Genomic DNA, 23,645 nt, shown 5'->3' on the forward strand with positions numbered 1-23,645 from the left:
ATTATTGAACAAAAGAGGTGACGCAACCCCCCCTCACGCCTATCGCAGCAGTGCCTCCAGGCAGCGACGTAGCCGCTGTGCCTCACGCACCAAGGTTTCACCTGAGAGCATGCCAACGCCCATCACGAGCCCCGAACGTGAGTCACCCTTCGCGCATACCGGACTTAGTGGGCGGACAATCAAATGCTCTTTTAACAGCGTGTGAGCAATCTGTACGTCGTTGATAGGCGACTCAAACTCCACGCATAGGCTAATGGCGCTGCTGGGCGGCGAGACGCTGCGCACCTGAGGCAGCGAGCTTAGCTGGCCATGCATCACCTGCTGGCGCCCTAAGTAATCGCGCTGAATGCGTCGACACCAGGCATCCAAATCGCCATCAAAAATAAACTGCGCCAGCACGGCTTGATCCAGCATACGGCCTTCGCGGAAAAGCTCACTGCGCAGACGGTTCATCGGCCCGGCTAAATGGTGGGGGACGACTAGATAGCCTAAGCGCAGCCCAGGAAACATCATCTTGGAAAACGAGCCCACCAGCAAGTGGCGCTCGGAGTTTGGGTCGAAGAGCAGGTTAGCGTGGTCGTCGCGGTTGAACTCGTAATCATCCTCGACGATATAAGTGGGTGCTAAGGCGTCGCATAAGCGCTGTTTATCCATCGCGCTGGTGGGCACGCTGAGCGGGTAGTGGTGCGAGCCGGTCAGGTAGGCCAGTTTGACCGGACCATGATATGAAGGCAGCGAATGCCCCTGGTCGGGGTGCCACGCTACCGGTTCGATTTCCAACCCTACAGCGGTAAATACGTTGCGCGCCCCCCAGTAGCAGGGCGACTCCATGGCCACGGTGTCGCCCACATCGGCCAGCGCCATGGCGCATAGTTCAATACCGTTATGGGTACCATCGGTGATGATGATCTGCTCAGTGTCGCAGTTAATATTGCGCCAGCGCGCCAAAAAATCGCGTATCGCGCGCTTTAAAGGCCCGTAGCCACCGGTGGAATAGGAGAGCAGCAGGGCGTTTTGTGGCACGGTAACGCTGGCATAGAGCTGCCGCCATTTACGCATCGGGAACTGGGCGATATCGGGAATACCCGGTACGAAGGCACCGCTTTGAATCATGCTCGCGCCGGGGCCATCCAGCACCCGTTGGGCGCGAGAGGAGAGCTGTGCATTGCCACGCAGGGGAGGGCTTGGCGTAATGGGGCGGCACGTCCAGGTGCCTTGGCCATGGGCGGTTTTAAGCAGCGCTTCTTCGAGCAGGGTATGAATCGCCAGCGCCAGGGTTTGACGGGCAACTCCGAGGGCATCCGCCAACTGTCGGTGAGAGGGGAGCCGCAGTCCGGAAGGCCACTGCTGGGTAATGGCTTGGCGCAAGGCCTGCTCAATACGTACCTGCTTACTCAACCGCTCGGGTTGGAGTGCATAAAGTTGTACAAGTTGGTGCACGACCTCCTTTCGATCCATCTGGATGCCTCCTTAATCCCGCTTAACCCGCTAGCGGCGGGCTCTTAGACGAAAGCAGTATGAAAATAGTGCACCCTCTCGGTGCGCCTAAAAAGTGGTCTAGTCGAACGCAAAAGTGGTGCATTCGCGTTTTCGCTCCCGCCTGCTAGCGTGTTGCTATTCTGTTTAACAAGCCCGTTTAAAAAGCGAGGCCATTCAAACAGGATCAGGATACTGCGCCCCTGAGCGCCTACGACAACATCCAATAACTCGCAGGACATTTACAATGACTACACCCTCATCAGAACAGGAAGGGCTCGTCCGGGTATTGGCCCGTGGCGATGTACTAGCGCTGGCTTTCGGCGCGATGATCGGCTGGGGCTGGATTGTGCTTACCGGTACCGCGATTCAATCCGCAGGCAGTCTAGGCGCCATTATAGCGTTTATTATCGGCGGCTTAGCGATTGTCTTGGTCGGGCTTACCTATGCAGAGCTTGCCGCTGCGATGCCCAAAGTGGGTGGCGAGCACGTTTACAGCTACCGCGCTTTAGGTCACTTGCCCTCCTTCTTATGCACCTGGGCGATTATTTTGGGCTACTTGAGCGTGGTGGCCTTTGAAGCCGTTGCCTTGCCCACGGTGATCGAGCACCTGGCGCCTAACTACGCCGTTGGTCATCTATGGACGATTGCCGGTTGGGAAGTGAAAGCCACTTGGGTGGCGGTCGGCGTAGGCGGCTCGCTGGCCATGATGGTGATCAACTACTTCGGCGTGACCACTGCTGCGCTGCTACAGAAGGTCGTCACCGGGTTGATTCTGCTGGTGGGGGTGATGTTTGTCACTGGTTCGTTGTTTGAAGGCGAAACCATCAATATGATGCCGCTCTTCACTCAGGCCGATACCGGCGTGTTCGCAGGCATTGTGGCGGTGCTGGTGATGGTGCCGTTCCTGTTTGTGGGCTTTGACGTTATTCCCCAGGCGGCGGAAGAGATCAACCTGCCCTATAAAGCCATCGGCAAAGTACTGATGATGTCGGTCATTCTGGCGGTGGTGTGGTACGCGCTGATTATTCTGGCCACCAGCCTGGCGCTGAACAGCGATGAACTGGCAGCAAGTTCGCTTAGCGTGCCGGATGCCATGGGCAGCCTGTTTAACGCCTCGTGGGCCAGTAACTTAATGGTGATGGCGGGTATTGCGGGCATTATCACTAGCTGGAACGCCTTCTATATTGGCGGCTCCCGGGCGATTTATGCCCTTGCTAAAGCAGGCATGCTGCCAGCCCCCTTTGCCAAGCTGCACCCTCGCTATAAAACGCCCACTAACGCCATCTTTATGATGGGCTTTCTCTCCTGTGTGGCGCCTTTCTTTGGCCGTCCTGCGCTGGTGTGGATCGTAAACGCCGGTGGTTTAGGCATCGTGTTGGCCTACCTGTTTGTGGCGATCTCCTTTGTGGTGCTGCGGGTGCGCGAGCCAGACATGCCGCGCCCGTTCAAGGTTAGCAACGGCAAGCTATGCGGCACTCTGGCGATCATTCTCTCTTTCGCGATGGCGTGCCTCTACCTGCCCGGTAGCCCGGCGGCTCTTAGCGGCGCTGAATGGACCATCTTTGCCGGTTGGGCCGCATTAGGCCTCGCGTTATATGTTCACGCACTGCGCACTTATGGCCGTGATTACAGCGACCGTCATATGAAAGTTGACCTGTAAGCTGTCCACCGAGACTTAAGGAGCCTCTTATGAGCTTTATCGAACAGTGGTTGAACGACGGCGTCCCTGCCCTGATTGGCACTGAATGGCGTACAGGCAAGCAGAGCTTTGCGGTAGATAACCCCGCCACCGGTGAAACGATTGCCCGGGTGGCCGATATGGACGCCGACGATACCCGTGACGCCGTGGCGGCGGCTTACAACGCCGGTGCCGCCTGGCGAGCCACGCCAGTGAAACAGCGCTCTGCGCTGCTGCGCCGCTGGTTTGATCTGGTTATTGAGCACGCCGATGACCTGGCCCGCCTGATGACGCTGGAACAGGGCAAGCCGCTGGCGGAAGCCAAAGGCGAAGTGATCTACGGTGCATCGTTTATTGAGTTTTTCGCCGAAGAGGCCAAGCGCATGGCAGGGGAAACCCTGCCCAGCCATGGCGCGGATAAACGCCTACTAGTGCTGCGCGAGCCGGTGGGCGTCGTCGCAGCGATTACCCCGTGGAACTTCCCACTGGCGATGATCACTCGCAAGTGCGCCCCGGCCCTGGCCGCTGGGTGCACCGTGGTCATCAAGCCCGCCGAGGCCACGCCGTTAACCGCCTTGGCCGCTGCATATTTGGCATTAGAAGCGGGCCTGCCAGCGGGCACCATTAACGTCATTACTGCATCAAAACCGGCTGCGGTAGGCGAAGTGCTCACCACCGACCCCCGAGTGCGTAAAGTCTCGTTTACCGGCTCGACCCCTGTCGGCAAACACCTGCTGGCTCAGTGCGCCAGTACGGTGAAGAAAACCGCCATGGAATTGGGCGGGAACGCGCCGTTTATCGTCTTTGACGACGCCGATGTAGACGCCGCTGTGGATGGCGCCATCGCCTCCAAATTCCGTAATGCCGGGCAAACCTGCGTATGCACCAACCGCTTCCTGGTGCAGGACGGCATTTACGATGCATTTGTCAGCAAGCTGACCGAGCGTGTGAACGCGCTAAAAGTAGGCGACGGCCTAGCCGAAGGCAGCATTATCGGCCCGCTGATCAACCAAGCCGCTGTGGATAAAGTGCAGCGCCATGTGGACGACGCGGTAAACCAAGGCGCGCGCCTGCTGTGCGGCGGCAAGCTCCATGCCGCGGGCGAGCGCTTCTATACCCCCACGGTGCTCGCCGATGTGACCACAAATATGGCAGTAGCCGACGAAGAGACCTTCGGCCCGGTCGCACCGGTGTTCCGCTTCCAGCGCGATGAAGAAGCCATCGCCATGGCCAACGATACGCCGTTTGGTCTGGCGGCCTACTTCTACTCCACTGACTACCGCCGCATATGGCACACCATGGAGCAGTTGGAGTACGGCATGGTTGGCGTAAATGAGGGGCTGATCTCCACCGAGCTGGCGCCGTTTGGCGGTGTGAAAGAGTCCGGGCTGGGCCGGGAAGGTTCCCATCACGGTCTCGATGAATTTACCGAACTGAAATACGTCTGCGTTGGCGGCCTTTAAAGAGAAAAATGATGACTAACCAAGAATTGAACGAGCTGAAAAACCGTTACGTGGCCAACGGTGCCGCGACGCCGACCACCCAGTTTGCCGAGCGCGCTGAAAATGCCGAACTGTGGGACGCCGACGGCAACCGCTGGATCGACTTTGCGGGCGGCATTGGCGTGCTGAACCTGGGGCATCGCCACCCGAAAATCGTTGCCGCGGTAGAAGTGCAGCTCAAGAAAGTCATGCACACCAGCGCTGCAGTAATCTCTTACGCGCCCTACGTGCAGCTGTGCCAAAAGCTGTGTGAATTGAGCCCGGTGCGCGGCCCCGAGCGTAAGGCGATGCTGGTCAATACCGGTGCCGAAGCGTTGGAAAACGCCGTAAAAATTGCCCGTGCCGCCACCGGTCGCACCGGCATCATCACTTTCGACGGCGCCTTCCACGGCCGCACCATGATGACCCTGGCGATGACCGGCAAGGTGCTGCCCTACAAGAACGACTTCGGCCCGATGCCGGGCGATGTGTTCCGCGCACCGTTCCCCAACCCGCTGCACGGCATTAGCGAAGAAGCGTCGTTGAACGCTATTCGCACGCTGTTCAAAACCGATATCGCCCCCCACCGCACGGCAGCCATCGTGATTGAGCCGGTACAGGGCGAAGGTGGTTTCTACATCGCCTCACCGGACTACCTGAAAGCGCTGCGCGCCCTGTGCGACGAGCACGGCATTCTGCTAATCGCCGACGAAGTGCAGTCCGGCTTTGCCCGCACCGGCAAGCTGTTTGCGCTGGAACACAGCGGCATTGAGGCAGACATTCTCACCACCGCCAAGAGCCTAGCCAACGGCATGCCGCTTTCTGCAGTAGTAGGTAGCGCCAAGGTAATGGACGCCTCCGGCCCCAACTCTTTGGGCGGCACCTACAGCGGCAACCCGCTCTCTTGTGCAGCGGCGCTGGCAGTGATTGAGGTGATTGAAGAGGAAAATATCCTGGCCCGCAGCGAACAGATGGGCAAAATGCTCGCCGAGCGCTTCGCGGTTTGGGAAGAGCGTTTCCCCGCCGTGGCCCACGGCCGCCAGCTAGGCGCCATGGCGGCGTTTGAACTGCTCGACAGTGATGGCAAGCCAGATACTAAGATGACCGGTGCGCTCTGTGCAAAAGCCCGCGAGAAAGGTTTGATCCTGCTCTCCTGCGGCTTCTACGGCAACAGCATCCGCATTCTGGTGCCGCTAACGGTGTCTTCTGCGGTGTTGGAAGAGGGTTTGAGTATTATTGAGCAGTCTTTGGAAGCGCTTAGCTAACCCTGACGGTAAACGCCGTCAACCCCATCCATCGTCAAACAGCGACAGCTGTTTGACGATGGATGGGGTTTGTTTTTCTGGCGTCTGGAGTGCGGCGAAACTAACACAGTATTTTCTTCCAGTGGCGCGCCAATCTGGAGTGATGCGTTGGTAATCAGCAAGGTACAGAATGAACACGTCATCTGTTTATACTTCCTAAGCAGGCTCATTCGGTGACGTGAATATACATTGTACGTAACCGAGGCTGTTCGTCGCCTAGTGTCTCAATAAGTGTGAAACCGTGTTGCTCATAAAGCTGTATCAGTTTCTGGCAGTCTTCACACTCAAGGATGATGACACGACCACCAATAAGGGCCTTGGCTTGTGAAATAACCGCATAAATCTCTCCCAGAATGGCATCAAGCGATATCGGGTTGTCAATGACAGCCGTATTTTTACCAATTTGGCCAATCAGAAAGGCGCGGATACGTTCAGCGCGCTTAGACATACCATCCAGCTGCCGAACCTTGGTCTTGCTGACGTTGGCTCCTTCAAGTGTTAATTCTTTAAACGATAAGGAAAAGTACGCGAGGATATCGGCAGTATCGTCGTTGATGATCAGGTAGGTTCTAGCGTTGCCTGTCTGCTCAAAGCGGATGGCTTTAGCAGGCTGGGTGAGGAAGCTTTCGACATCAGCGTTGCGGTGACAGGAAAATGTACTGAGAAGCTCGATGGTGGATGTCTCATCAAGCTCCTTCAGCAGGTCTCCGAGTTGGACAATCGTTGTTTTAATAGCTGAATTCCCCGTTTGTTTTCGGCCTCATAGTCACGCTTCTGAACCTTGATATGGCGGGGGGTCGCCAAATCCTGGTGAATCCGGTCAATGGATTGCTTATCGTTGACTACAAAGGTTTTATCAAAAGATGCAGTAGCCACTAGTTGGCACCTCCTATAAGTGGTTGCCAATAATATTGTAGCAGCTTTCAAAATCATGAAACAGGTCAAAAATTAACCAGGCGTTGCTCAGCATTCAAAGGTATCCAGAATGGCCTATGTGGGGCTTGGAAAATCGCAGAGCACATCGATTTCTCTAATCGTGCGTGTCGGCTGTTGGTTCTAACCCGCCCTCATCAAACAGCGAAAGCTGCTGGCGATTAGCGGGTGTTGCTTTTTTAGCGCGCCGAGCAGGCGGTCGGCGCTGGCTGGCGAGTTTATCCACAATCGCTTGGCTGGCTTCCCTTGCTTCTGGAGTGCGGCGAAGCTCATAGAGCACTTTCTTCCAGTGGCGTGCTTCGACCTCAAAATCGTTGGGGATTGGGTAGTTTACGCCAGGCTGAAAGTCGAACCGCTTTTGCAGGCTTTCCGGCAGTGCCCAGGGTTTGGCACGCCACTCCTGGGGCAGTGGCGTTAATTCCGGCACCCAGCGGGCGACAAACTCACCGGTGGGATCGTTATCCTCCGCCTGTTTGATGGGGTTATACACCCGCAGCGCGTTGGTGCCCGTGGCGCCTGCCTGCATCTGTACTTGAGGGTAATGAATGCCCGGCTCGAAGTCGGTAAACAGCCGCGCCAAGTGTAATGCTGGCTCGTACCAGTGCAGCCCCAGGCCGAAGGTGGCGTGGGAGATCAGCATGGCGCGCATACGGAAGTTGATCCAACCGGTGGCGATCAGGCTGCGCATACAGGCATCTGCTAACGGCACGCCGGTTTGCCCGCGCTTCCAGGCAATCAGGTTGGGGTGTTCCGGGTCGCGCTCCCGCAGGCCGCGCAACGCCGGGTGTAGGGTTTGTGACTCGATGCTTGGCTCGCTTTCCAGCTTTTGAATAAAGTGGCAGTGCCAGTGAAGCCGGGAGGCGAAGGCGCGCAGCGAGCGCGACCAAGCGGTGTCTTCCGCATGCTTTTTTCGTTGGCGGCGCAGTGACTGCACTACTTCTCGCATGGAGAGCGTGCCCCAGGCTAAGTGGGGCGACAGCCGGGAGCCAAATTCCCAGGCCAGCAGCGGTTTAGAAATAGAGCCGCGATAACGCCGCCCGCGCTGGGCAATAAAGCTGCGCCACAGAGCGCGGCCTTCGCTACGCCCGCCAGGCTGTCGCTCGGGGCAGGGCGTGGTATCAAACCCTAGTGTCAGGCTTTGAAGCTGATCAACGTCAATGTGGTGAAAGTCTTGCCACCCCTCGGTCACTTGAGCGTTTTGCGGGGCTGGGAAGGTAGGAGCGGTCATGAACGTTTCCCACTGCTTTTCCCATGCATCGTGCTCTACTACCCGGGATTTCAGGCCGCGTATTACGCCGTGCTGGCGTGCTTCATGCCATGGCGCGCCTTGCTGTTGGCACCATGCCTTGACGCTAAGATCGCGCTCAAAGCTCCAGGCGTTGCCGGTTTCTTCATGGGAGTGAAGAGCAAACTCGCCGTAATGGGTTTTCAGGGCGTCCAGCAAATCGACAATATCGCCTTGCCAAATACACAGCGGCAGGCCCAGTGTAGCCAGTGCGTTAGAAAGGTCGATAAGTGAATCAGCGGCAAACTGCCAGTGGCGCAGGGCACTATCCGGCGCATGCCACTGGCCGGGTTCAATCGCAAATATGGGCAGCACGGGGCCTGCCATGGCGGCGTTGGCAAGCGGCGCATGATCATGAATACGTAAATCGCGTTTGAACCAAATGACCTGAATGGGTGCCTTAGCCATTAGCCGTGAAGCCTATTCGTCACCAAACCATGACGTTACCATCAAGCCACCGTTTGCGTAATCAACCCAGCAGTATCCAATCATTAGGAGAGAGTAACTGTGTATATCGCCATGAACCGTTTTAGGATTGCTCCAGGCCGCGAAGAGGACTTTTTGGAGGTGTGGCGCAATCGTGATTCTCACCTGGACGAAGTGCCGGGCTTCAAGCAATTTAAGATGCTGCAAGGTGAAAGCCAGGAAGATCACACCGTGTTTATTTCCCACAGCGTTTGGGAATCGGAAGAGGCTTTCCGCGCCTGGACCAAGTCAGACGCGTTCCGTAAGGCTCACGCCAATGCCAAGTCGCCCGAGGGGATTTATCTCGGCCCGCCTAAGTTTGAAGGTTATGAGGTGGTGCTTTAATAGCCTTTTTGTAGCCTAATCAGACAAAGGCCAAGCCAATCGACAGCAGCACACTGTAGAGCAGCGTCGAAATAGCGGTTTTCTTCAACATGCCGGTCAGGATCTCGCCATCATGAATATGGCGTAGTGTTCTGGCGGCATCCGTTAGTGGCTTGGCCACCAGCAGGCAACTCCACCCCACCAGCGGTACAGGCAGCACGACTAGGTAAGTTAGCGTCAGCAGTAGCGCAACACCCAGTAGCGCCCAGTGGTAGGTGATCGCATTGGCGCGACCCAGCCGTACCGCCAGGGTGATTTTGCCGTTGCGTGCATCGCTTTCGATATCGCGCACGTTATTTACATTGAGCACGGCAGTTGCCAGCAGCCCGCAAGCGGCGGCGGGTAGCAACGGCAGCCAGTTTAGCTGGTGGGTGTGCAGGTAGTAGGTGCCTAGAACGCCTAACAGGCCGAAAAATATGAAGACGGCAATATCGCCAAATCCCCGGTAGCCATAGGGAGTACCGCCTAGCCCAACGGTATAGGTGACCGCTGCCAATAGCGCAGCCGCTCCTAACAGCATAAAGGTGACAATCTGCCCCCACTGGTTGCCAAAGGCGGTCACCAGCAATAACAGCCCTAACAGCGCTGCTACGATTGCCGTAATAACCATCCCTACGCGCATTGCCTGCGGCGTTAGCAAGCCAGAAGAGACCGCTCTAACCGGCCCAATGCGTGATTGGTCGTCGGCGCCAGAAGCCGCGTCGCCATAGTCATTGGCTAGATTAGAGAGTACCTGTAGCGCAATAGCGGTTAGTAGGGCTAGCAACAGCACCGCGCCATTAAAGGCATCCACGCTAGCCGCTAGCCCAGTACCCAATAGAATAGAGGCACACGCCAGCGGTAGCGTGCGAGGGCGTGCGGCTAACAGCCATGCTTGGTAGTAGCGGCGCTTACTGTTCTGTTCCATTACGTCGATATTCCTGTTGACCGTTTTCATTTAATAAACATTCGGAAATGTATGATTAACTGCTAAAAAGTAGATCTACGTCAAAATATGCCGCGTCATCTTGTCCCACACTGCAAGCACCCCTTGAGTAGGAGTTTACGCGATGATTGGCGACTTATTTAGACATAACAAATATATGGCGGTAGTTTGGTTGCTGCTAAGGCTCTATTTAGGCATCACTTGGCTGACGCTTGGTATTGGTAAGATAACCGGTGGCTTTAATGCCGAAGGCTTTCTGCGCAATGCCGTGGCCAATCCCGTGATGCGAGAAGGCAGCGCGGTTTACCCTAATTATGTCGCTTTCCTTGAGAACTTTGCGCTGCCCAACGCAGATTTGATCAATATTATGATACCGCTTGGGGAAGTGTTGGTTGGCCTGGGATTAATCGTTGGTGTGTTGACCTCCTTCGCTGCGTTTTTCGCCATTGTGATGAACATGTCCTTTTTGATGGCGGGCACCGTGTCTACTAACCCATGGATGATTGCGCTGACCTTCTTCTTGCTGGTGGCGGGTGCTAATGCCGGTCGGCTTGGCGGCGATCGCTGGGTACTACCCTATATCAAGAAGAAGCTAGGCTTAAGGTACCAAGCGGTCGCCAGCAGGTAATTGAAAACGCTGGCCTAACAGGCGAACTATGCAATCTAACCCTATTGAAGCCCTCAGGCATCAGCTTGCTACGCTTTGTGATGCCGCTCAGAAAGGGGTTATCCGCTTAAGTACCCCGTGTCAGGTGAACGACATGATGGGGTGGCTAAACTTGCAGAGCGTCTATCCCCGTCTCTACTGGCAATCACGTGATGTGGGTGCCGTTGAGTATGCGACGCTGGGGGCTGTTAACGCCTTTGATTCACTAGCTGCGCTGGAGGCTGGTCTTGCTGCGCTGAACGATATTGGCGGCCAGCAGCCCGACTTTTTTGGTGGCATGGCCTTCGACCCTGGCACGCCAGGATGGGCTCACTTTCCAGCCTGCCACTTTGTGCTGCCGCGTATCGAGCTGAAACGTCACAAAGGAGGCGCGACGCTATCACTGAATCTACGTTTCGATGACCGCTGCCCCAGTGCCGAAATCGCCCAGGCTCATGCCTGTTTAGACGCGTTGGTAGCAGAGCAGCCGCTGCCTCGCCTGCAGCCTTTGGTTTACCAGCGTGAAGACCGCCCCAGCCAACAAGAGTGGGCGACTTGGGTGGGGCTGGTGACGAACCCCGACCACCTACTGCATACGCCCAAGGTGGTGCTTTCTCGTGAAACACGGCTGACAACACCGCAACCCCCCAATCCCTGGGCGCTGTTGTCACGCTGGCAGTCGGGAGCTGCCGACTGTTTTCACTTTGGCGTCCAATTGACACCGAGCGAGGCATTCATTGGCTGCCCTCCCGAGCAGCTATATAAGCGTGAAGGCAGGCACTTAACCACCGAGGCGCTAGCCGGTACAACACGCCGCGGTCGTGATGCCGCACAAGACCAAGCGCTTGCCGCTGAGCTACTGGGTGATAAGAAAAACACGCTGGAAAACCAGTGCGTTTATCAGCAACTCCTGACCCAACTGGAGCCGCTTTCTTCACAAGTCCAAATGGGTGAGGCGCATATTGTTAAGCTGCGCTCGGTGCAGCATATTCGCCGACTGATCCACGCCGAATTACACCATAGCGTCACCGACCAGTCTTTGCTCTCCTTACTGCCACCGACTCCGGCGGTGGGCGGCGTTCCTCGCGAGTCGGCGCTAGCGTTTATTCGTCAGCATGAACGTCATCAACGTGGTTGGTACTCAGGGGTGTTTGGGAGAATCAGCCACGCCAGTAGCGACCTCGCCGTGACTATTCGCTGCGCCCATATCGATTCAGAAATGATCCGGCTCTATGCCGGTGCCGGCATTGTGGCGGGCTCCCAGCCGGACGAAGAGTGGCGGGAGCTGGATACTAAAATCGCCGATATCATGTCGCTGCTAGGGATGGGATAACACGTATGACAGCTTCTACATCGAGCGGTTTTGCGCAAGCGCACGCTACCTTTAATCATGTTTGGGCGGCGCTAATGTTGGAGGAGCTTTATCGCTTAGGCGTGCGCGATGTGGTGCTGGCGCCCGGCTCGCGCTCATCTCCGCTGACCATGGCCGCCAGCGAGCATGTTGGGTTGCGCTGCCACTGCCATTTTGACGAGCGTGGGCTGGGCTTTATGGCGCTGGGTATTGCCCGGAGCAGTCACCGGCCCGTGGTGGTGATTACTACCTCAGGCACCGCCGTGGCCAACCTCTATCCGGCGGTGGTGGAAGCCAACCTGCTCGGCGTGCCGCTGATTGTGCTCTCCGCTGACCGCCCCATTGAGCTGCTGGATAACGGCAGCAATCAGGCAATCGACCAGCGGGATATCTTCTCCCGCCACACGATTGTTCACCACGACTTGCCGCCGCCCGATGCCGAGATAAAAGCAGCATTTGTACTTAGCACTATTGACCAAGCGGTTGATCAGCAGCGCCGCACCCCTGGCCCCATCCATATCAACTGCCGTTACCGCGAGCCCCTTTACCCAGGCGACGCCTTGGTGGATGCCAGTGACTATCTCGCCCCGCTGGGGCGCTGGCTGACGGACTCCACGCCTTGGAGTGATTGGTCATGGGGTGATGGACCGGCAAGCGCCACCATTCCAGCGCTTAGTGATGTATGGGAAGCATTTGCCCAGCAGCGCGGAATTATCGTCGCGGGTAGCATTGATGACCCGCAACAGGCGCAGCAAGTGGTAGCGCTCTCCAAGCAACTGGGCTGGCCGCTACTGGCGGATGTGCAGAGCCAGGTGCGTTTTGATCCTCATAACCTGATCCATTTTGATTTGGCGCTCCATGACGAACGCTTTAGCGCGGAACTGGCTAAGGCAGAGGTGGTGCTGCAGTTTGGTGGACGGTTAATTTCCAAGCGACTCACGCAGTTTATTGCCCAACAGCCCTGGCAGGATGTCTGGCTGGTTGATCCGCTGCCCCTACGGCTTGATCCTGATTACTGCGTTAAACGCCGTTTGATAAGCTCGCCCGCGGATTTTATAGCTGGCTTGCCGAACATTTCCGAACAAACGCCTTGGCATCAGTTGGATAGCCTTCAGCGCCGTACCAGCCAGTTTGTAGAAGAGCAGTGCGTGACATTCTCAGAGCTGGGTATTTGTCACCAGCTGGCGCAACTGGCGGAAGGGCAGCTGTTTATCGGTAACAGTCTGCCTGCAAGGCTCATGAATATGCTGGGAACACACCGCCAAATGCCGCTGCGGGTATTGGCCAATCGCGGCGCGTCTGGCATTGATGGCTTAATCGCCACGGCCTATGGCGTCAGCTGCACATGCTCAGCACCCACTACCATTGTGCTGGGAGATACCAGCGCACTGCATGATCTCAATAGCCTCGCACTGTTAAAGCAGGCAGCGCAGCCCCTGGTGGTGGTGATACTTAACAATGATGGCGGCAGTATTTTTCATATGCTGCCGGTGCCCAAAGAGGGGGAACTGCTGGAGCGCTATTATCGCCAGCCCCACGGGCTGAATTTTGAGTATGCGGCCAAGATGTTTGGGCTTGGTTATTCAGCGCCCAGCTCATTGGAGGCCTTCGCGGCGGCTTATACCCAGGCGTTAGAGTCGGGCGTTACGTTGATTGAGGTTAACGTGCCCCATCGGCAGGTCGCCGATGATCTTAAGGCCCTTGGCGCAGCGATTCGAGGGGCACCGCGTGAGCAGTAAACCTCAGCAGGCGCCGACTCTGGTACTGCTCCATGGCCTGCTGGGCGATGATCAGGATTGGGTTGAGGTCATCGCTGGCTTGGAAGGCATTAACTGCCTCGCGCTGGATTTGCCCGGCCACGGCCAGAATCATCAGGTACAGGTAGCCTCTTTTGAAGCGTTTCATCACTGGCTGAGCGATACGCTGATAACCCACGGTGTAAGCCGTTACTGCCTGCTGGGTTACTCCCTGGGCGGGCGTTTGGCGCTGTACCACGCCAGCCGCCAACCGCCGGGTCTGAAAGCACTTTGGTTGGAGAGCGCTCACCCTGGGCTACCCGCCTGTGAGCGTCCTGGCCGTATTGCTCATGATGAACGCTGGGCGCTTCGCTTTGAGAAGGAGCCGTTGGAAGACGTACTTATCGATTGGTATCAGCAGCCGGTGTTTGCCGATCTCACCGACGTTCAGCGCAGTCGGCAAATGCAACGCCGTCTCGCGAATCACGGGCCAGCCGTCGCCAACATGCTGCGGTCTACTTCCTTGGGTCACCAGCCCTCGCTATGGTCGTGGTTGGAGAGCACCCTTCTGCCGGTTAGCTACTTTTCGGGCCAACGGGACGCCAAGTTCCACACTCTGGCAACGCAACTAACAACGATGGCCCCGCGCCTGCGCCATATCACGCTGGAGGGGGGCCATAATCTTCATGCTGAGCAACCAGAGATGATTGCTCAGCAGCTCAACACTTGGTACCTAGGCTAGTGTTTATCAACTGATCAGCATAAGCCAGGGCAGGCCGATCACCAGCCAAACCACCAGGAAAAGCAGCCCGAAAATCGCCCCTAGCCGCCAAAACAGTGCGCTGGGTAAGTAGCCGCTGCCGTAGTAAACCGGGCTAGGCCCAGTGCCGTAGGGGGTGAGAATGCCCATAAAGCCGAGGGTGGGGAGTAGCAGCAGGATAAACATCTGCATATCCAGCCCGGCAATACCCGATGCCGCCGCCAGAATCACCGGCAGTAGGGCGGTCACGTGGGCCGTCACGCTGGCAAAGAAGTAGTGCAGTAGGTAAAAAATAACCACTAGCGCCACCATGGCCATCACTGGGTCGAAGTGGCTTATCTGCCCACCCACCACACCGCCAAACCAGTTAACGAATCCTACTTGACTGAGTCCGCCTGCTAGCGCCACCAGGGTGGCAAACCACACAAAGGTATTCCAAGCCGCACGATTGTTAAGAATATCGTCCCAGCTAATGATGCTTGTTAACAGCATGCCGCAGATGACCACTAGGCCTACCAGTGAGCCGGAGATGATGCTGCCAGCAAAAATCCACAGCAGCAGCGCAGTGACCACCATAACGACCAGCATGATTTCATGGCGGGTCAGTGCGCCCAGCTTGGTTAACTCCTTGCCGGCCCAGTCGGAAATTTCATCGCCCGCCTTCACTTCGGGGGAACATAGCCAATAGCTTAGCAGCGGCACCAGCAGTAACAGCAGAATGCCCGCTGGCACGACCGCCATAAACCACTGCCCCCAGTTGATTTGGATGCCGGTGGTACTTTCGGTTAGCGCGATAGCCAATAAGTTGGGGGCCAGGGCGGTCAAAAATAGCGAGCTGGTCACGCAGGTAGAGGCCAGTGCTGTCCACATCAAAAAGCTACCCATGCGCTTCATGCTGGGGTCATTAGGGTGCGAATCGTAAAGCGGTGGCAAGTTACGAATCACCGGGTAGATCGTGCCCGCACTGCGCGCCGTATTAGAGGGCGTAAAGGGCGCGAGAATGCCATCGGCAATCATCACCGCGTAGCCAAGGGTCAAGGTTCTCTTACCCATTGCCTTGACCAGCCAGAGGGAAATTCGTCGACCTAGGCCGGTTTTTTCGTAGCCCAGGGCAAACATAAAGGCACCAAAAATCAGCCATACGGTAGAGTTGGTAAAGCCCGACACCGCCCAGGAAAAGGCTTGGCCAGCGGGGTTGAAACCGTTAACGGCGAGCTGTTCGGGAGAGAACAACACCCACCTTGAAAGTAGCGCCACTAGGGTAACGCCGATCAGACCCACCACCGCGCCCGGTAGTGGTTCAAGAATCAAACCCACCACGCAGCCCAGGAAAATGGCTAAAAAATACCACGCATGAGGCGCAAGCCCCGGGGGAATGGGGATCAGCGCGACGATGATAGTGACTGCTAGCGGTGCTAACAGTTTCCATCGCGGTGAGGGTTGAGCATTCGTCGTCATGCGGCACCTCTCTTTAGTTTTCTTGAGCCTGTCTGGGCTTCTTTTATTGCCTGGTATTGCTTGGCGGATAGCTATCTGCCTTGCAGTGAGTGGCTTGAAGAGTAGGGGCTGCGGCACGCGGGGAACAGCAATACCCGCTCGATCTCCCACTTGCTTGACGCACGTCAATAGTTCTTTGGACTAATGAGCAGGGCCTGCCAAGGGCGTGGTAAGTTCGAATAATGAAAGGGCACCGAAGAGTGCCGCCAGTACCACCTTTGACTTGGCTAATGGAAGGGGTTGTCATGCAGCAGCGAGATTTCGATATCGTCATTGTCGGTGGGGGCGGCGCAGGCTTACGTGCTGCTATTGGAGCTGCCGAGCAGGCTAAAACCCAGGGCGCCCCTCAGCGTATTGCGCTGCTCTCCAAGGTGTACCCCATGCGCTCCCATACCGTTGCCGCGGAAGGCGGAGCGGCGGCGGTTACCAGTGAAGAAGACTCCCATCAGGCGCATTTTGATGACACCGTTTCCGGCGGTGACTGGCTGGTTGAACAGGGTGTCGTCGACTACTTTGTTCACCACGCTTACCAAGAGCTGGTGCAGATGGAGCGCTGGGGCTGTCCCTGGAGCCGTAAAGACGATGGCCAAGTGCAAGTACGCCGCTTTGGGGGCATGAAAACCGCCCGCACTTGGTTCGCCGCCGACAAAACCGGCTTCCATATGCTCCACACCCTATTTCAAACCTCGCTGAAATATCCCGAGATCGAGCGTTTCGACGAGTACTTCGTGCTCGACCTGGCGGTTCACGAAGGCGCAGTGATTGGTGTGATTGCGCTACAAATCGCCACTGGCGAATTAACCGTGCTGCGCGCCAAAGCGGTGATTCTGGCCACCGGCGGCGCGGGGCGTTTATTCCGTTTCAACACCAATGCGGGCATTGTTACCGGCGACGGTATGGCGATGGCTTATCGCCACGGTGTGGCACTGCGGGATATGGAGTTTGTTCAGTATCACCCCACCGGCCTGCCCGGCTCCGGCATTTTGATTACCGAAGCGTGCCGGGGTGAAGGGGGGATTCTGCTAAACAAAGATGGCTATCGCTATCTGCAGGATTATGGCCTTGGCCCGGAAACACCGCTTGGCAAACCGGAAAACAAGTACATGGAGCTAGGCCCTCGGGACAAACTCTCCCAGGCTTTCTGGCAGGAGCAGCAGGCAGGCCGCACCGGCAAGTTTGGCGACAGCGATGTGGTCTATCTTGATCTGCGCCACTTGGGTGAAAAGACCATTCTGGAGCGCCTGCCGTTTATCTGCGAGCTGGCCAAATCCTATATCAACGTCGACCCGGTGAAAGAGCCCATCCCCATTCGCCCAGCGGTTCACTACACCATGGGCGGTATTGAAACCAACCCCCAGTGTGAAACTTCCATTGCCGGGCTGTACGCCGCCGGGGAGTGTGCTTCGGTGGGCTTGCACGGCGCCAACCGTTTGGGCTCTAACTCGCTAACTGAGCTATTGGTGTTTGGCCGCCTGGCCGGTGAGCAGGCCAGTCAGCGTGCGGCGCAAACAGAGTGGGCCGATGAGCGCCTGCTGGAAGCCCAGGGCGACCGCCAGCAAGCCAAGCTGCTGCGGCTATGTGACGGAACGGGGAGCGGCGAGAACTGGGTAGAACTCAAGCACGCCATGGTGCAGGCCATGGAGAGCGGCTGTGGGATTTACCGCACCGAAGAGGGCATGCGCCATTCGCTGGATACCATGCGCCAACTGCGTGCGCGCTTCAACGAGATCCGCGTTAACGATACCAGCAAGATTTTTAATACCGAGTTACTGGAATGTCTTGAACTGGAGTGTGGCCTGGATATTGCCGAAGCCTCCTGTTTGGGCGCGCTTGAGCGCCGTGAGTCCCGCGGTGCCCACCAGCGCTTGGATGAAGGCATGCAGAAACGCGATGACGTTAACTACCTTAAGCATAGCCAGGTGTTCTACCAAGGCGATGCCCATGCCGAGCTGCGCTGGCAGGACGTCGATGTGCAATTCTCTGCCCCGGCGGAGCGGGCCTATGGCGATGCGGGCAAGGGGGAGAAGGTATGAGTACCGATCAGATTACTGCCAAGCGTGTTAGCGCTGATAACACCAGCACCAAGCATATCAGCGTCAAACGCTACCTGCCGGACACCTCGACTGAAACGTACTGGCAGGAGTACGACCTGCCGGTGGATGACAGCACCTCGCTGCTGGATGCCCTTAACCACATCAAGGAGCAGCTCGATAGCACGCTGAGCTACCGCTGGTCTTGCCGTATGGCGATCTGTGGCTCCTGCGGGGTGATGGTGAACGGCATTCCCAAGCTGGGCTGTAAAACCTTCCTGCGCGATTACGAGGGTGATATTCGTATCGAGCCGCTGGCCCACTTCCCCGTGCAGCGGGATCTGGTGGTGGATATGGCGATCTTCCTGGAACACCTGGCGGCGGTTAAGCCCTATCTGATTGACAATAATCCGGTAAAACCCTACGACCCCAAGGCGCCGGAAACCTATCAGCAGACACCAGAGCAGCTGGAGCGCTACAAGCAGTTCGCTAACTGCATCAACTGTGGGCTTTGCTACTCCGCCTGCCCGCAGTTTGGGCTTAATCAAGAGTTCCTCGGCCCGGCAGCGCTAACGCTAGCTCACCGTTACAACCTGGACAGCCGCGACCATGGCAAAAAGGAGCGTATGGCCGAGCTTAACCGCCACGACGGCGTATGGAGCTGCACCTTTGTGGGCTTCTGCTCGAAGGTGTGCCCCAAACACGTTGACCCCGCAGCCGCGGTAAATCAGGGCAAAGTCGAGGCCGCCAAACACACGCTTATTGCGTTGTTTAAAGGGTAGGAGAACGAATATGGATAAGTCGACATCGCAACGCCTGCCGCCGCTAAAACGCAACTGGTGGCTGAAACACCGCTTTTTCAAGCTCTATATGCTGCGCGAAGCCACGGTGCTACCGCTGCTGTTTTTTACCCTCTGTTTACTCGCCGGTATGGTTGCTCTGTTGCAAGGGGCGGAGAGTTGGCAGGGGTGGATCGCCTTTATGGGCTCCCCCATCGTACTGCTACTGAACCTTATCGCATTGGCTGCCAGCCTGTTCCACGCCGCTACTTTCTTTGCGCTGTTCCCACGGGTGATGCCGATCCGCATTGCTGGGCATAGCCTGCCCGATCAGGCCATTGTTGCTGGGCAGTGGGCGGGCGTAGTCGTGGTCGCGCTGCTATTTTTCTGGCTATTGGGGAGGAGTGGGGCATGAACATGAACAAACATGATGTTCAGCATAAACAAGCCTTTGATGAGCCGCTTTGGTGGGGGCTATTTAGCGCGGGCGGCGTCTGTTTCGCAGTTTTACTGCCCGCCGTCATTCTGTTTATCGCCGTTCTACTGCCCCTGGGCCTGCTGCCCGCTGAGGCGCTGAGCTATGAGCGAGCATCATCGCTGCTGTTTAGTGTGCCAGGCTTTCTGTTTGTTGGGGCGGTGGTGTGTCTGCCACTATTTCATGCTGCCCACCGCCTGCGCCATGGGATGTTTGATATCAGCGTGGGCAGTGACGCACTCAATAAGAAGCTGATGTACGGTGGGGCGGCGCTGTTGAGTGTTTTGGCGTTGGGCATCGTTGTGGCGGGTTTCCTTCGCTAAACGGCGCCTTGTCATCACCTTAACCCTGACAGATAAAAAAAGAGACTGGCATGATTAAAGGACTCACTGAAGCGGAACTCTACGCGGCGATTGAGTGGCAGGATCACTCAAGCGACTATCAGGATATTCTGTATCACACCTCGCAAGAGGGCATTGCCCGCATCACCATCAACCGCCCCGAGGTGCGCAACGCCTTTCGCCCGCTAACGGTGAGCGAGATGATCCAGGCGCTAAGCCGGGCGCGCTACGACAGCGCCATTGGCGCGATTATTATTACCGGTGCAGGTGACAAAGCGTTCTGCTCTGGTGGCGATCAACGTATTCGTGGCGACTACGGCGGTTACCAGGACGAAGAGGGCGCCCATCACCTTAACGTGCTGGACTTCCAGCGCGATATTCGCACCTGTCCTAAGCCGATTATCGCCATGGTGGCCGGTTACGCCATTGGCGGTGGCCATGTGCTGCATATGATGTGCGATCTGACCATTGCCGCCGATAACGCCATTTTTGGCCAGACTGGCCCTAAAGTCGGCTCTTTTGATGGTGGCTACGGCGCCTCTTATATGGCGCGCATTGTGGGCCAGAAAAAGGCCCGGGAAATCTGGTTCCTATGCCGTCAGTATGATGCTGCCCAAGCGCTGGAAATGGGGCTGGTCAACCATGTGGTGCCCCTGGCAGAGTTGGAAAAAGAGAGCGTACGCTGGTGCCGCGAGATGCTGCAGAACAGCCCGATGGCACTGCGCTGCCTGAAAGCCGCCCTCAATGCCGACTGCGATGGGCAAGCCGGGCTGCAGGAGCTGGCGGGTAACGCCACCATGCTCTTCTATATGACCGAAGAGGGGCAGGAGGGGCGCAATGCCTTTAATGAAAAGCGCCGCCCGGACTTCTCCCGCTACCCGCGCAACCCATAATGCAGCTGGCGCTTTACCGCTACTCGCTACCGTTTCGCCAGCCGCTGATGTTTAAAGGCCAGCGGCTGGCCAGCAGAGAAGGGCTACTCGTTTCCATCAATGGCCAGTGGGGCGAGATAGCCCCGCTGCCTGGCTTCTCCACAGAAACCCTCGCCGAAGCAGAAGCTGAAAGCTTGGCTTGCCTTGCCGCCATCACGCGCGGTGATAAAGCCACACCAACGTTACCCTCAGTGCAGTTTGGGTTCGACTGTGCTCAGCGCCAATGGCCTGCAAATCTTCCCGTGCCTTTGCCGCCTTATCCGCTGCTTCAAGGGGCGCCTGCGGCGCTGTTAGCCAATCTTGATAATATCGTAGCCGGTTGGGGGGATTTACCGCCGACTCGGCTCAAACTAAAAGTGGCGCGCTACGCCATGGCAGAGGAGCTGGCGCTGATTAACCAGCTGGCTACTCGGCTACCCACCACCCAACTGATTCTGGATGCCAACGGCGGTTGGACGCGGGAAGAAGCTCAGCGTTTGTGTGAGCGCCTACCCCTTAAACAGATCGATTACCTGGAAGAGCCCTGCGCCGCTTTTGCGGACAGCATCGCCGTGGCTGAGGCAACGGGAGTCTCCATCGCTCTGGACGAAACTCTATCCTGCGGGGAAGCATGGCACTATCACCCGCAGCTTAAAGCTCTGGTGATCAAACCCACCTTGATTGGCTCGCTAAGTGCCTGCGAAGCGCTCGTTAAACGGGCGCGAGCGGATAATCTGCGTGTAGTTATCTCTTCCAGCTTTGAGTCTGATCTAGGCCTTGGGCAGCTTGCCCGTCTAGCAAGCGAGTGGGCGCCGAATGAGCCGCCGGGGCTGGATACGGGCCATTGGCTCACCGAGCGAATGATAACTGCCAGTGGCGAGGTGATTACAGATAGTCTGAAATGTCTTTACCTTAACTGCTGAGCGTTTCCGCCATTAACTCCTCTCCCGATAGCATTAACAGTTTATTCGCACTACAGATCCTCAGTTTTATTAGTATTAGTATTTACTGCACAAGGTTAACCTGATATGTTTAATGATAATCAGTTAAGTCTTGCTCAAATGAGCCGAGACGGATGAAGTTGACTATTCGTTAAGCCAGCTTCCTTCTATGGGTTATCAGGGAAATTATACTGCCATGGAACAAGCCAAGTTGGGCGATCAGGTTGCCTGCCGCTGTAATGGAGGCCCTCACCGCATTGTTAGTGCAGCCTCTACCACCTTTGTTGATGGGTTACCCGCTGCCCGCGTGGGTGACCGTAGCTCCTGCGGTGCCAGCATCGTCAGCGGCCTCGACTGGTATCCCATTGAAGGTGCCGCAGCCGCTATTCACGGCAGCGAGACCTCATGCGGAGGGGTGGTGATTGCGGCTGCTAGTGCGATCACTGGTCAACCAAGAGGTGGTGCAAGCACCACATCACTCCCTACCGTTCAGCCGCCGCGTTACAACCGGCGAGTGGTGTTTCGTGATGAATTCGGCGCTCCTCTTGCTCATGAATCTTACCGACTGGTGCTAGAAGGTGGTGATACAAAAGAGGGGCAAACCAATGCCCAAGGTGAAGCAGAACTAATGGATTCAGATCTTGCCGCCAAGGTGGTCGATATTCTGATCAGAGGGAATTGATATGGCCGAGTGGCAACGTATAGCGCAAACCGTCACCACCCCAGCCACGCTGGATGATCCCTTCATTGTTACGGTTCCCTGCCCGGTTACGGTTCCCTGCCCGCATAGAGATCAAGCGCTGGAAGTCGCTACCTGGATCGTCGAGGAAATTCAGATCAATGTAGAATCCGCTGCTGCTCAGCGCATAAAGCAGCAGAATGCTTACAGCGCTCAGGAGGCAATGGAGCGTTGGCGGAGGGAAGGTGAGTCACTAAATAGCGTTCAGCGTCTCGCACGTGGTATGGCAAGGCCGAATTTTATGCAAATCGAACGGCACGCCCGCAGAGCGGCACTGGCCAGTTGGGCTTTGCTGGTGAGGGAAGGAGGAGTTTGGGACCACAAACCAGATTTCCACAAAGGTGGAAAGAAGGGCGATGAGTTCGACTCCAGGGGAGTCTCAGCATATCCGTGGCACCATAAATACCAGGGCTATGAGTATTTTTATGATATCTGGTCCAATATTCACTATGGTTACGTTGGTCGTTACATCGGCTTTTCTGAGGATATTTTACTAGACGGTGCTGGCTTGGCGCAGTATCTAGTTGATCGTATGAAATCTGATGTATCACCCACTGACCGCGGCGAAGTCAATGGGTATCGGCGCTTTGATGATGTCACCGACCATCTTTCGGTTAGCTTGGGCATATCACTGTCCGAGCGTTTTACCCCGCAACAGTTAACTGGTTCTCTGTTAATGGATGAAATTGCTCAAGTAGATTATCCAATTGAAGTCGGCTCCAAAGAACAACACAGCTGCCAAATAGCTAGGCGACGTGCAGCGGGAAGTAGATGAAGAAATGTACAGATAACGAGGAGTTATATAAATATGGAGAAAAATACTAATGCATCTTTATCGTCGTAAAAGTGTGATCTTGCCGTTATTGATAGTTGTCAGCTTTCTTGCTTGGCAGAGCTATTTAAAGATTGTTGAAAACCATCGGCCAAGCCTGAAAGAAACACAAGCTCTAACTGAAATCGCAGATCAAGTCTACGCTATTATGCTTAACAACGATTTAGATTGGGTGGCAATAAAAAATGGGGGGGTAGATACAGAGTCGTTACAAAAAGATATCTTTAATGCGATTATAAAAAATATAGAAAGTGTCAATGATAAAATCAATGAAGCAACATTCTCATACCAATGCAGAGATAAGTGCTATTTCACCGCTAATTTTTATATTGATATACCCCCTCCTAGAGTTATTGATGGGCCTTACCGCTATCTTCAGTATAATCCTGATGGTCATTTGAAACGTGTAGTGCACCCAGAGTATCGTCAAAATAAATTAACCGAATTTCAGCAGTATAATCAATACGGATGGAATGAAGAGTTTGTTCATTCTATATCTGAAGCGCGAAAAGAAGACGTTGGCAAAGTGTATTTTTTTTGTGAACCTTTAGAGCAAGAGCACTGGCATTTTTGTCGTGGTGAGTACCTTTGATGTTTTTTTATTGTTGCGTTGCGTTGCGTTGCGTTGCTTTGAGGTGACTATTTGTCAACGTAGTAGGGTTTTTTAATTAAA

22 protein-coding genes are annotated in these 23,645 nt (G+C 56.0%); 17 read left to right on the plus strand and 5 right to left on the minus strand.

Going from position 1 to position 23,645, the window contains the following annotated elements:
• Nucleotides 1-39: 39 nt before the first annotated feature.
• A complete protein-coding gene (locus ACT3UM_RS00775) occupies nucleotides 40-1,458 on the minus strand; it encodes an aminotransferase-like domain-containing protein (protein ID WP_035581039.1) in 1,419 nt (472 codons plus the stop codon).
• Between the two features lie 265 nt (nucleotides 1,459-1,723).
• On the opposite strand from ACT3UM_RS00775, the gene ACT3UM_RS00780 reads away from it, so the two are divergent.
• Genes ACT3UM_RS00780 through gabT form a run of 3 tightly spaced genes read left to right on the plus strand, consistent with a single transcriptional unit; the run spans nucleotide 1,724 to nucleotide 5,903 of the window.
• Complete coding sequence (locus tag ACT3UM_RS00780; RefSeq protein WP_498895206.1) at nucleotides 1,724-3,139, plus strand: APC family permease; 1,416 nt, start codon at nucleotides 1,724-1,726, stop codon at nucleotides 3,137-3,139.
• A 29-nt stretch (nucleotides 3,140-3,168) separates the two neighbouring features.
• A complete protein-coding gene (locus ACT3UM_RS00785) occupies nucleotides 3,169-4,620 on the plus strand; it encodes an NAD-dependent succinate-semialdehyde dehydrogenase (protein WP_498895208.1) in 1,452 nt (483 codons plus the stop codon).
• 11 nt (nucleotides 4,621-4,631) lie between these two features.
• Nucleotides 4,632-5,903 (plus strand): 4-aminobutyrate--2-oxoglutarate transaminase, encoded by a 1,272-nt coding sequence (gabT, locus tag ACT3UM_RS00790; protein ID WP_498895210.1) that lies wholly within the window; start codon nucleotides 4,632-4,634, stop codon nucleotides 5,901-5,903.
• 205 nt (nucleotides 5,904-6,108) lie between these two features.
• Here gabT and ACT3UM_RS00795 read toward each other — a convergent pair whose 3' ends face one another.
• Complete coding sequence (locus tag ACT3UM_RS00795; protein ID WP_498895212.1) at nucleotides 6,109-6,390, minus strand: hypothetical protein; 282 nt, start codon at nucleotides 6,388-6,390, stop codon at nucleotides 6,109-6,111.
• A gap of 582 nt (nucleotides 6,391-6,972) precedes the next feature.
• Nucleotides 6,973-8,568, minus strand: a complete 1,596-nt coding sequence (locus ACT3UM_RS00800; protein ID WP_498895214.1) for a cryptochrome/deoxyribodipyrimidine photo-lyase family protein — start codon at nucleotides 8,566-8,568, stop codon at nucleotides 6,973-6,975.
• Between the two features lie 99 nt (nucleotides 8,569-8,667).
• On the opposite strand from ACT3UM_RS00800, the gene hmuQ reads away from it, so the two are divergent.
• The gene (gene hmuQ, locus ACT3UM_RS00805; protein ID WP_022521683.1) at nucleotides 8,668-8,970 is read left to right on the plus strand and encodes a heme-degrading protein HmuQ; all 303 of its coding nucleotides are present in this window, start codon (nucleotides 8,668-8,670) and stop codon (nucleotides 8,968-8,970) included.
• Between the two features lie 19 nt (nucleotides 8,971-8,989).
• Here hmuQ and menA read toward each other — a convergent pair whose 3' ends face one another.
• Nucleotides 8,990-9,916 (minus strand): 1,4-dihydroxy-2-naphthoate octaprenyltransferase, encoded by a 927-nt coding sequence (gene menA / locus ACT3UM_RS00810; protein ID WP_498895216.1) that lies wholly within the window; start codon nucleotides 9,914-9,916, stop codon nucleotides 8,990-8,992.
• Between the two features lie 142 nt (nucleotides 9,917-10,058).
• Between menA and ACT3UM_RS00815 the strand changes: the two genes are divergently transcribed.
• The 4 genes from ACT3UM_RS00815 to menH are packed head-to-tail and all read left to right on the plus strand — an operon-like array spanning nucleotide 10,059 to nucleotide 14,409.
• Nucleotides 10,059-10,562, plus strand: a complete 504-nt coding sequence (locus ACT3UM_RS00815) for a DoxX family protein (RefSeq protein ID WP_498895218.1) — start codon at nucleotides 10,059-10,061, stop codon at nucleotides 10,560-10,562.
• Between the two features lie 28 nt (nucleotides 10,563-10,590).
• Complete coding sequence (locus ACT3UM_RS00820; protein ID WP_498895220.1) at nucleotides 10,591-11,913, plus strand: isochorismate synthase; 1,323 nt, start codon at nucleotides 10,591-10,593, stop codon at nucleotides 11,911-11,913.
• A 5-nt stretch (nucleotides 11,914-11,918) separates the two neighbouring features.
• The gene (gene menD / locus ACT3UM_RS00825; RefSeq protein WP_498895222.1) at nucleotides 11,919-13,670 is read left to right on the plus strand and encodes a 2-succinyl-5-enolpyruvyl-6-hydroxy-3-cyclohexene-1-carboxylic-acid synthase; all 1,752 of its coding nucleotides are present in this window, start codon (nucleotides 11,919-11,921) and stop codon (nucleotides 13,668-13,670) included.
• Entirely contained in the window at nucleotides 13,660-14,409 is a 750-nt protein-coding gene (menH, locus tag ACT3UM_RS00830; RefSeq protein WP_498895224.1) for a 2-succinyl-6-hydroxy-2,4-cyclohexadiene-1-carboxylate synthase, read from the plus strand. The genes menD and menH overlap by 11 nt, the downstream gene beginning before the upstream one ends.
• 6 nt (nucleotides 14,410-14,415) lie before the next feature.
• On the opposite strand, the gene ACT3UM_RS00835 is transcribed toward menH, so the two are convergent.
• Nucleotides 14,416-15,885: an anion permease gene (locus tag ACT3UM_RS00835; RefSeq protein ID WP_498895226.1), complete on the minus strand. Its 1,470-nt coding sequence runs from the start codon at nucleotides 15,883-15,885 to the stop codon at nucleotides 14,416-14,418.
• Between the two features lie 284 nt (nucleotides 15,886-16,169).
• Between ACT3UM_RS00835 and frdA the strand changes: the two genes are divergently transcribed.
• The 9 genes from frdA (at nucleotide 16,170) to ACT3UM_RS00880 (ending at nucleotide 23,564) form a co-directional block, all read left to right on the plus strand.
• Nucleotides 16,170-17,957 carry a fumarate reductase (quinol) flavoprotein subunit gene (gene frdA / locus ACT3UM_RS00840; protein ID WP_498895228.1) on the plus strand — a complete coding sequence of 596 codons (1,788 nt, stop codon included), beginning with the start codon at nucleotides 16,170-16,172 and terminating at the stop codon, nucleotides 17,955-17,957.
• Nucleotides 17,954-18,736: a succinate dehydrogenase/fumarate reductase iron-sulfur subunit gene (locus ACT3UM_RS00845; protein ID WP_498895230.1), complete on the plus strand. Its 783-nt coding sequence runs from the start codon at nucleotides 17,954-17,956 to the stop codon at nucleotides 18,734-18,736. Before frdA ends, ACT3UM_RS00845 begins: the two co-directional genes overlap by 4 nt.
• Before the next feature lie 10 nt (nucleotides 18,737-18,746).
• Complete coding sequence (locus tag ACT3UM_RS00850; RefSeq protein ID WP_498895232.1) at nucleotides 18,747-19,148, plus strand: fumarate reductase subunit C; 402 nt, start codon at nucleotides 18,747-18,749, stop codon at nucleotides 19,146-19,148.
• The gene (gene frdD / locus ACT3UM_RS00855; protein ID WP_498895234.1) at nucleotides 19,145-19,531 is read left to right on the plus strand and encodes a fumarate reductase subunit FrdD; all 387 of its coding nucleotides are present in this window, start codon (nucleotides 19,145-19,147) and stop codon (nucleotides 19,529-19,531) included. The genes ACT3UM_RS00850 and frdD overlap by 4 nt, the downstream gene beginning before the upstream one ends.
• Before the next feature lie 50 nt (nucleotides 19,532-19,581).
• Nucleotides 19,582-20,442: a 1,4-dihydroxy-2-naphthoyl-CoA synthase gene (gene menB, locus ACT3UM_RS00860; protein WP_498895236.1), complete on the plus strand. Its 861-nt coding sequence runs from the start codon at nucleotides 19,582-19,584 to the stop codon at nucleotides 20,440-20,442.
• Nucleotides 20,442-21,383, plus strand: coding sequence for an o-succinylbenzoate synthase (gene menC, locus ACT3UM_RS00865; protein ID WP_498895238.1), 942 nt, complete (start codon nucleotides 20,442-20,444; stop codon nucleotides 21,381-21,383). The genes menB and menC overlap by 1 nt, the downstream gene beginning before the upstream one ends.
• A 214-nt stretch (nucleotides 21,384-21,597) precedes the next feature.
• Nucleotides 21,598-22,083, plus strand: a complete 486-nt coding sequence (locus ACT3UM_RS00870; RefSeq protein WP_498895240.1) for a PAAR domain-containing protein — start codon at nucleotides 21,598-21,600, stop codon at nucleotides 22,081-22,083.
• A 1-nt stretch (nucleotide 22,084) separates the two neighbouring features.
• Entirely contained in the window at nucleotides 22,085-22,915 is an 831-nt protein-coding gene (locus ACT3UM_RS00875; RefSeq protein ID WP_498895242.1) for a polymorphic toxin type 44 domain-containing protein, read from the plus strand.
• A 49-nt stretch (nucleotides 22,916-22,964) separates the two neighbouring features.
• A complete protein-coding gene (locus tag ACT3UM_RS00880; RefSeq protein ID WP_498895244.1) occupies nucleotides 22,965-23,564 on the plus strand; it encodes a hypothetical protein in 600 nt (199 codons plus the stop codon).
• The last annotated feature ends 81 nt before the right edge of the window (nucleotides 23,565-23,645 follow it).

The sequence above is a fragment of the Halomonas sp. AOP13-D3-9 genome, from assembly GCF_052379125.1.
Lineage (GTDB): Bacteria > Pseudomonadota > Gammaproteobacteria > Pseudomonadales > Halomonadaceae > Vreelandella.

Excerpts from the sequence above, each read along its gene's own strand:
- frdA (WP_498895228.1), top strand. The coding sequence starts at position 16,170 with ATGCAGCAGCGAGATTTCGATATCGTCATTGTCGGTGGGGGCGGCGCA.
- ACT3UM_RS00870 (WP_498895240.1), top strand. The coding sequence starts at position 21,598 with ATGGAACAAGCCAAGTTGGGCGATCAGGTTGCCTGCCGCTGTAATGGA.
- ACT3UM_RS00775 (WP_035581039.1), bottom strand. The coding sequence starts at position 1,458 with ATGGATCGAAAGGAGGTCGTGCACCAACTTGTACAACTTTATGCACTC.
- ACT3UM_RS00820 (WP_498895220.1), top strand. The coding sequence starts at position 10,591 with ATGCAATCTAACCCTATTGAAGCCCTCAGGCATCAGCTTGCTACGCTT.
- ACT3UM_RS00880 (WP_498895244.1), top strand. The coding sequence starts at position 22,965 with ATGCATCTTTATCGTCGTAAAAGTGTGATCTTGCCGTTATTGATAGTT.
- ACT3UM_RS00850 (WP_498895232.1), top strand. The coding sequence starts at position 18,747 with ATGGATAAGTCGACATCGCAACGCCTGCCGCCGCTAAAACGCAACTGG.
- ACT3UM_RS00845 (WP_498895230.1), top strand. The coding sequence starts at position 17,954 with ATGAGTACCGATCAGATTACTGCCAAGCGTGTTAGCGCTGATAACACC.
- ACT3UM_RS00800 (WP_498895214.1), bottom strand. The coding sequence starts at position 8,568 with ATGGCTAAGGCACCCATTCAGGTCATTTGGTTCAAACGCGATTTACGT.
- ACT3UM_RS00835 (WP_498895226.1), bottom strand. The coding sequence starts at position 15,885 with ATGACGACGAATGCTCAACCCTCACCGCGATGGAAACTGTTAGCACCG.
- ACT3UM_RS00815 (WP_498895218.1), top strand. The coding sequence starts at position 10,059 with ATGATTGGCGACTTATTTAGACATAACAAATATATGGCGGTAGTTTGG.
- ACT3UM_RS00785 (WP_498895208.1), top strand. The coding sequence starts at position 3,169 with ATGAGCTTTATCGAACAGTGGTTGAACGACGGCGTCCCTGCCCTGATT.
- ACT3UM_RS00780 (WP_498895206.1), top strand. The coding sequence starts at position 1,724 with ATGACTACACCCTCATCAGAACAGGAAGGGCTCGTCCGGGTATTGGCC.
- ACT3UM_RS00875 (WP_498895242.1), top strand. The coding sequence starts at position 22,085 with ATGGCCGAGTGGCAACGTATAGCGCAAACCGTCACCACCCCAGCCACG.
- menC (WP_498895238.1), top strand. The coding sequence starts at position 20,442 with ATGCAGCTGGCGCTTTACCGCTACTCGCTACCGTTTCGCCAGCCGCTG.
- menA (WP_498895216.1), bottom strand. The coding sequence starts at position 9,916 with ATGGAACAGAACAGTAAGCGCCGCTACTACCAAGCATGGCTGTTAGCC.
- gabT (WP_498895210.1), top strand. The coding sequence starts at position 4,632 with ATGACTAACCAAGAATTGAACGAGCTGAAAAACCGTTACGTGGCCAAC.
- menD (WP_498895222.1), top strand. The coding sequence starts at position 11,919 with ATGACAGCTTCTACATCGAGCGGTTTTGCGCAAGCGCACGCTACCTTT.
- frdD (WP_498895234.1), top strand. The coding sequence starts at position 19,145 with ATGAACATGAACAAACATGATGTTCAGCATAAACAAGCCTTTGATGAG.
- menB (WP_498895236.1), top strand. The coding sequence starts at position 19,582 with ATGATTAAAGGACTCACTGAAGCGGAACTCTACGCGGCGATTGAGTGG.
- ACT3UM_RS00795 (WP_498895212.1), bottom strand. The coding sequence starts at position 6,390 with ATGTCTAAGCGCGCTGAACGTATCCGCGCCTTTCTGATTGGCCAAATT.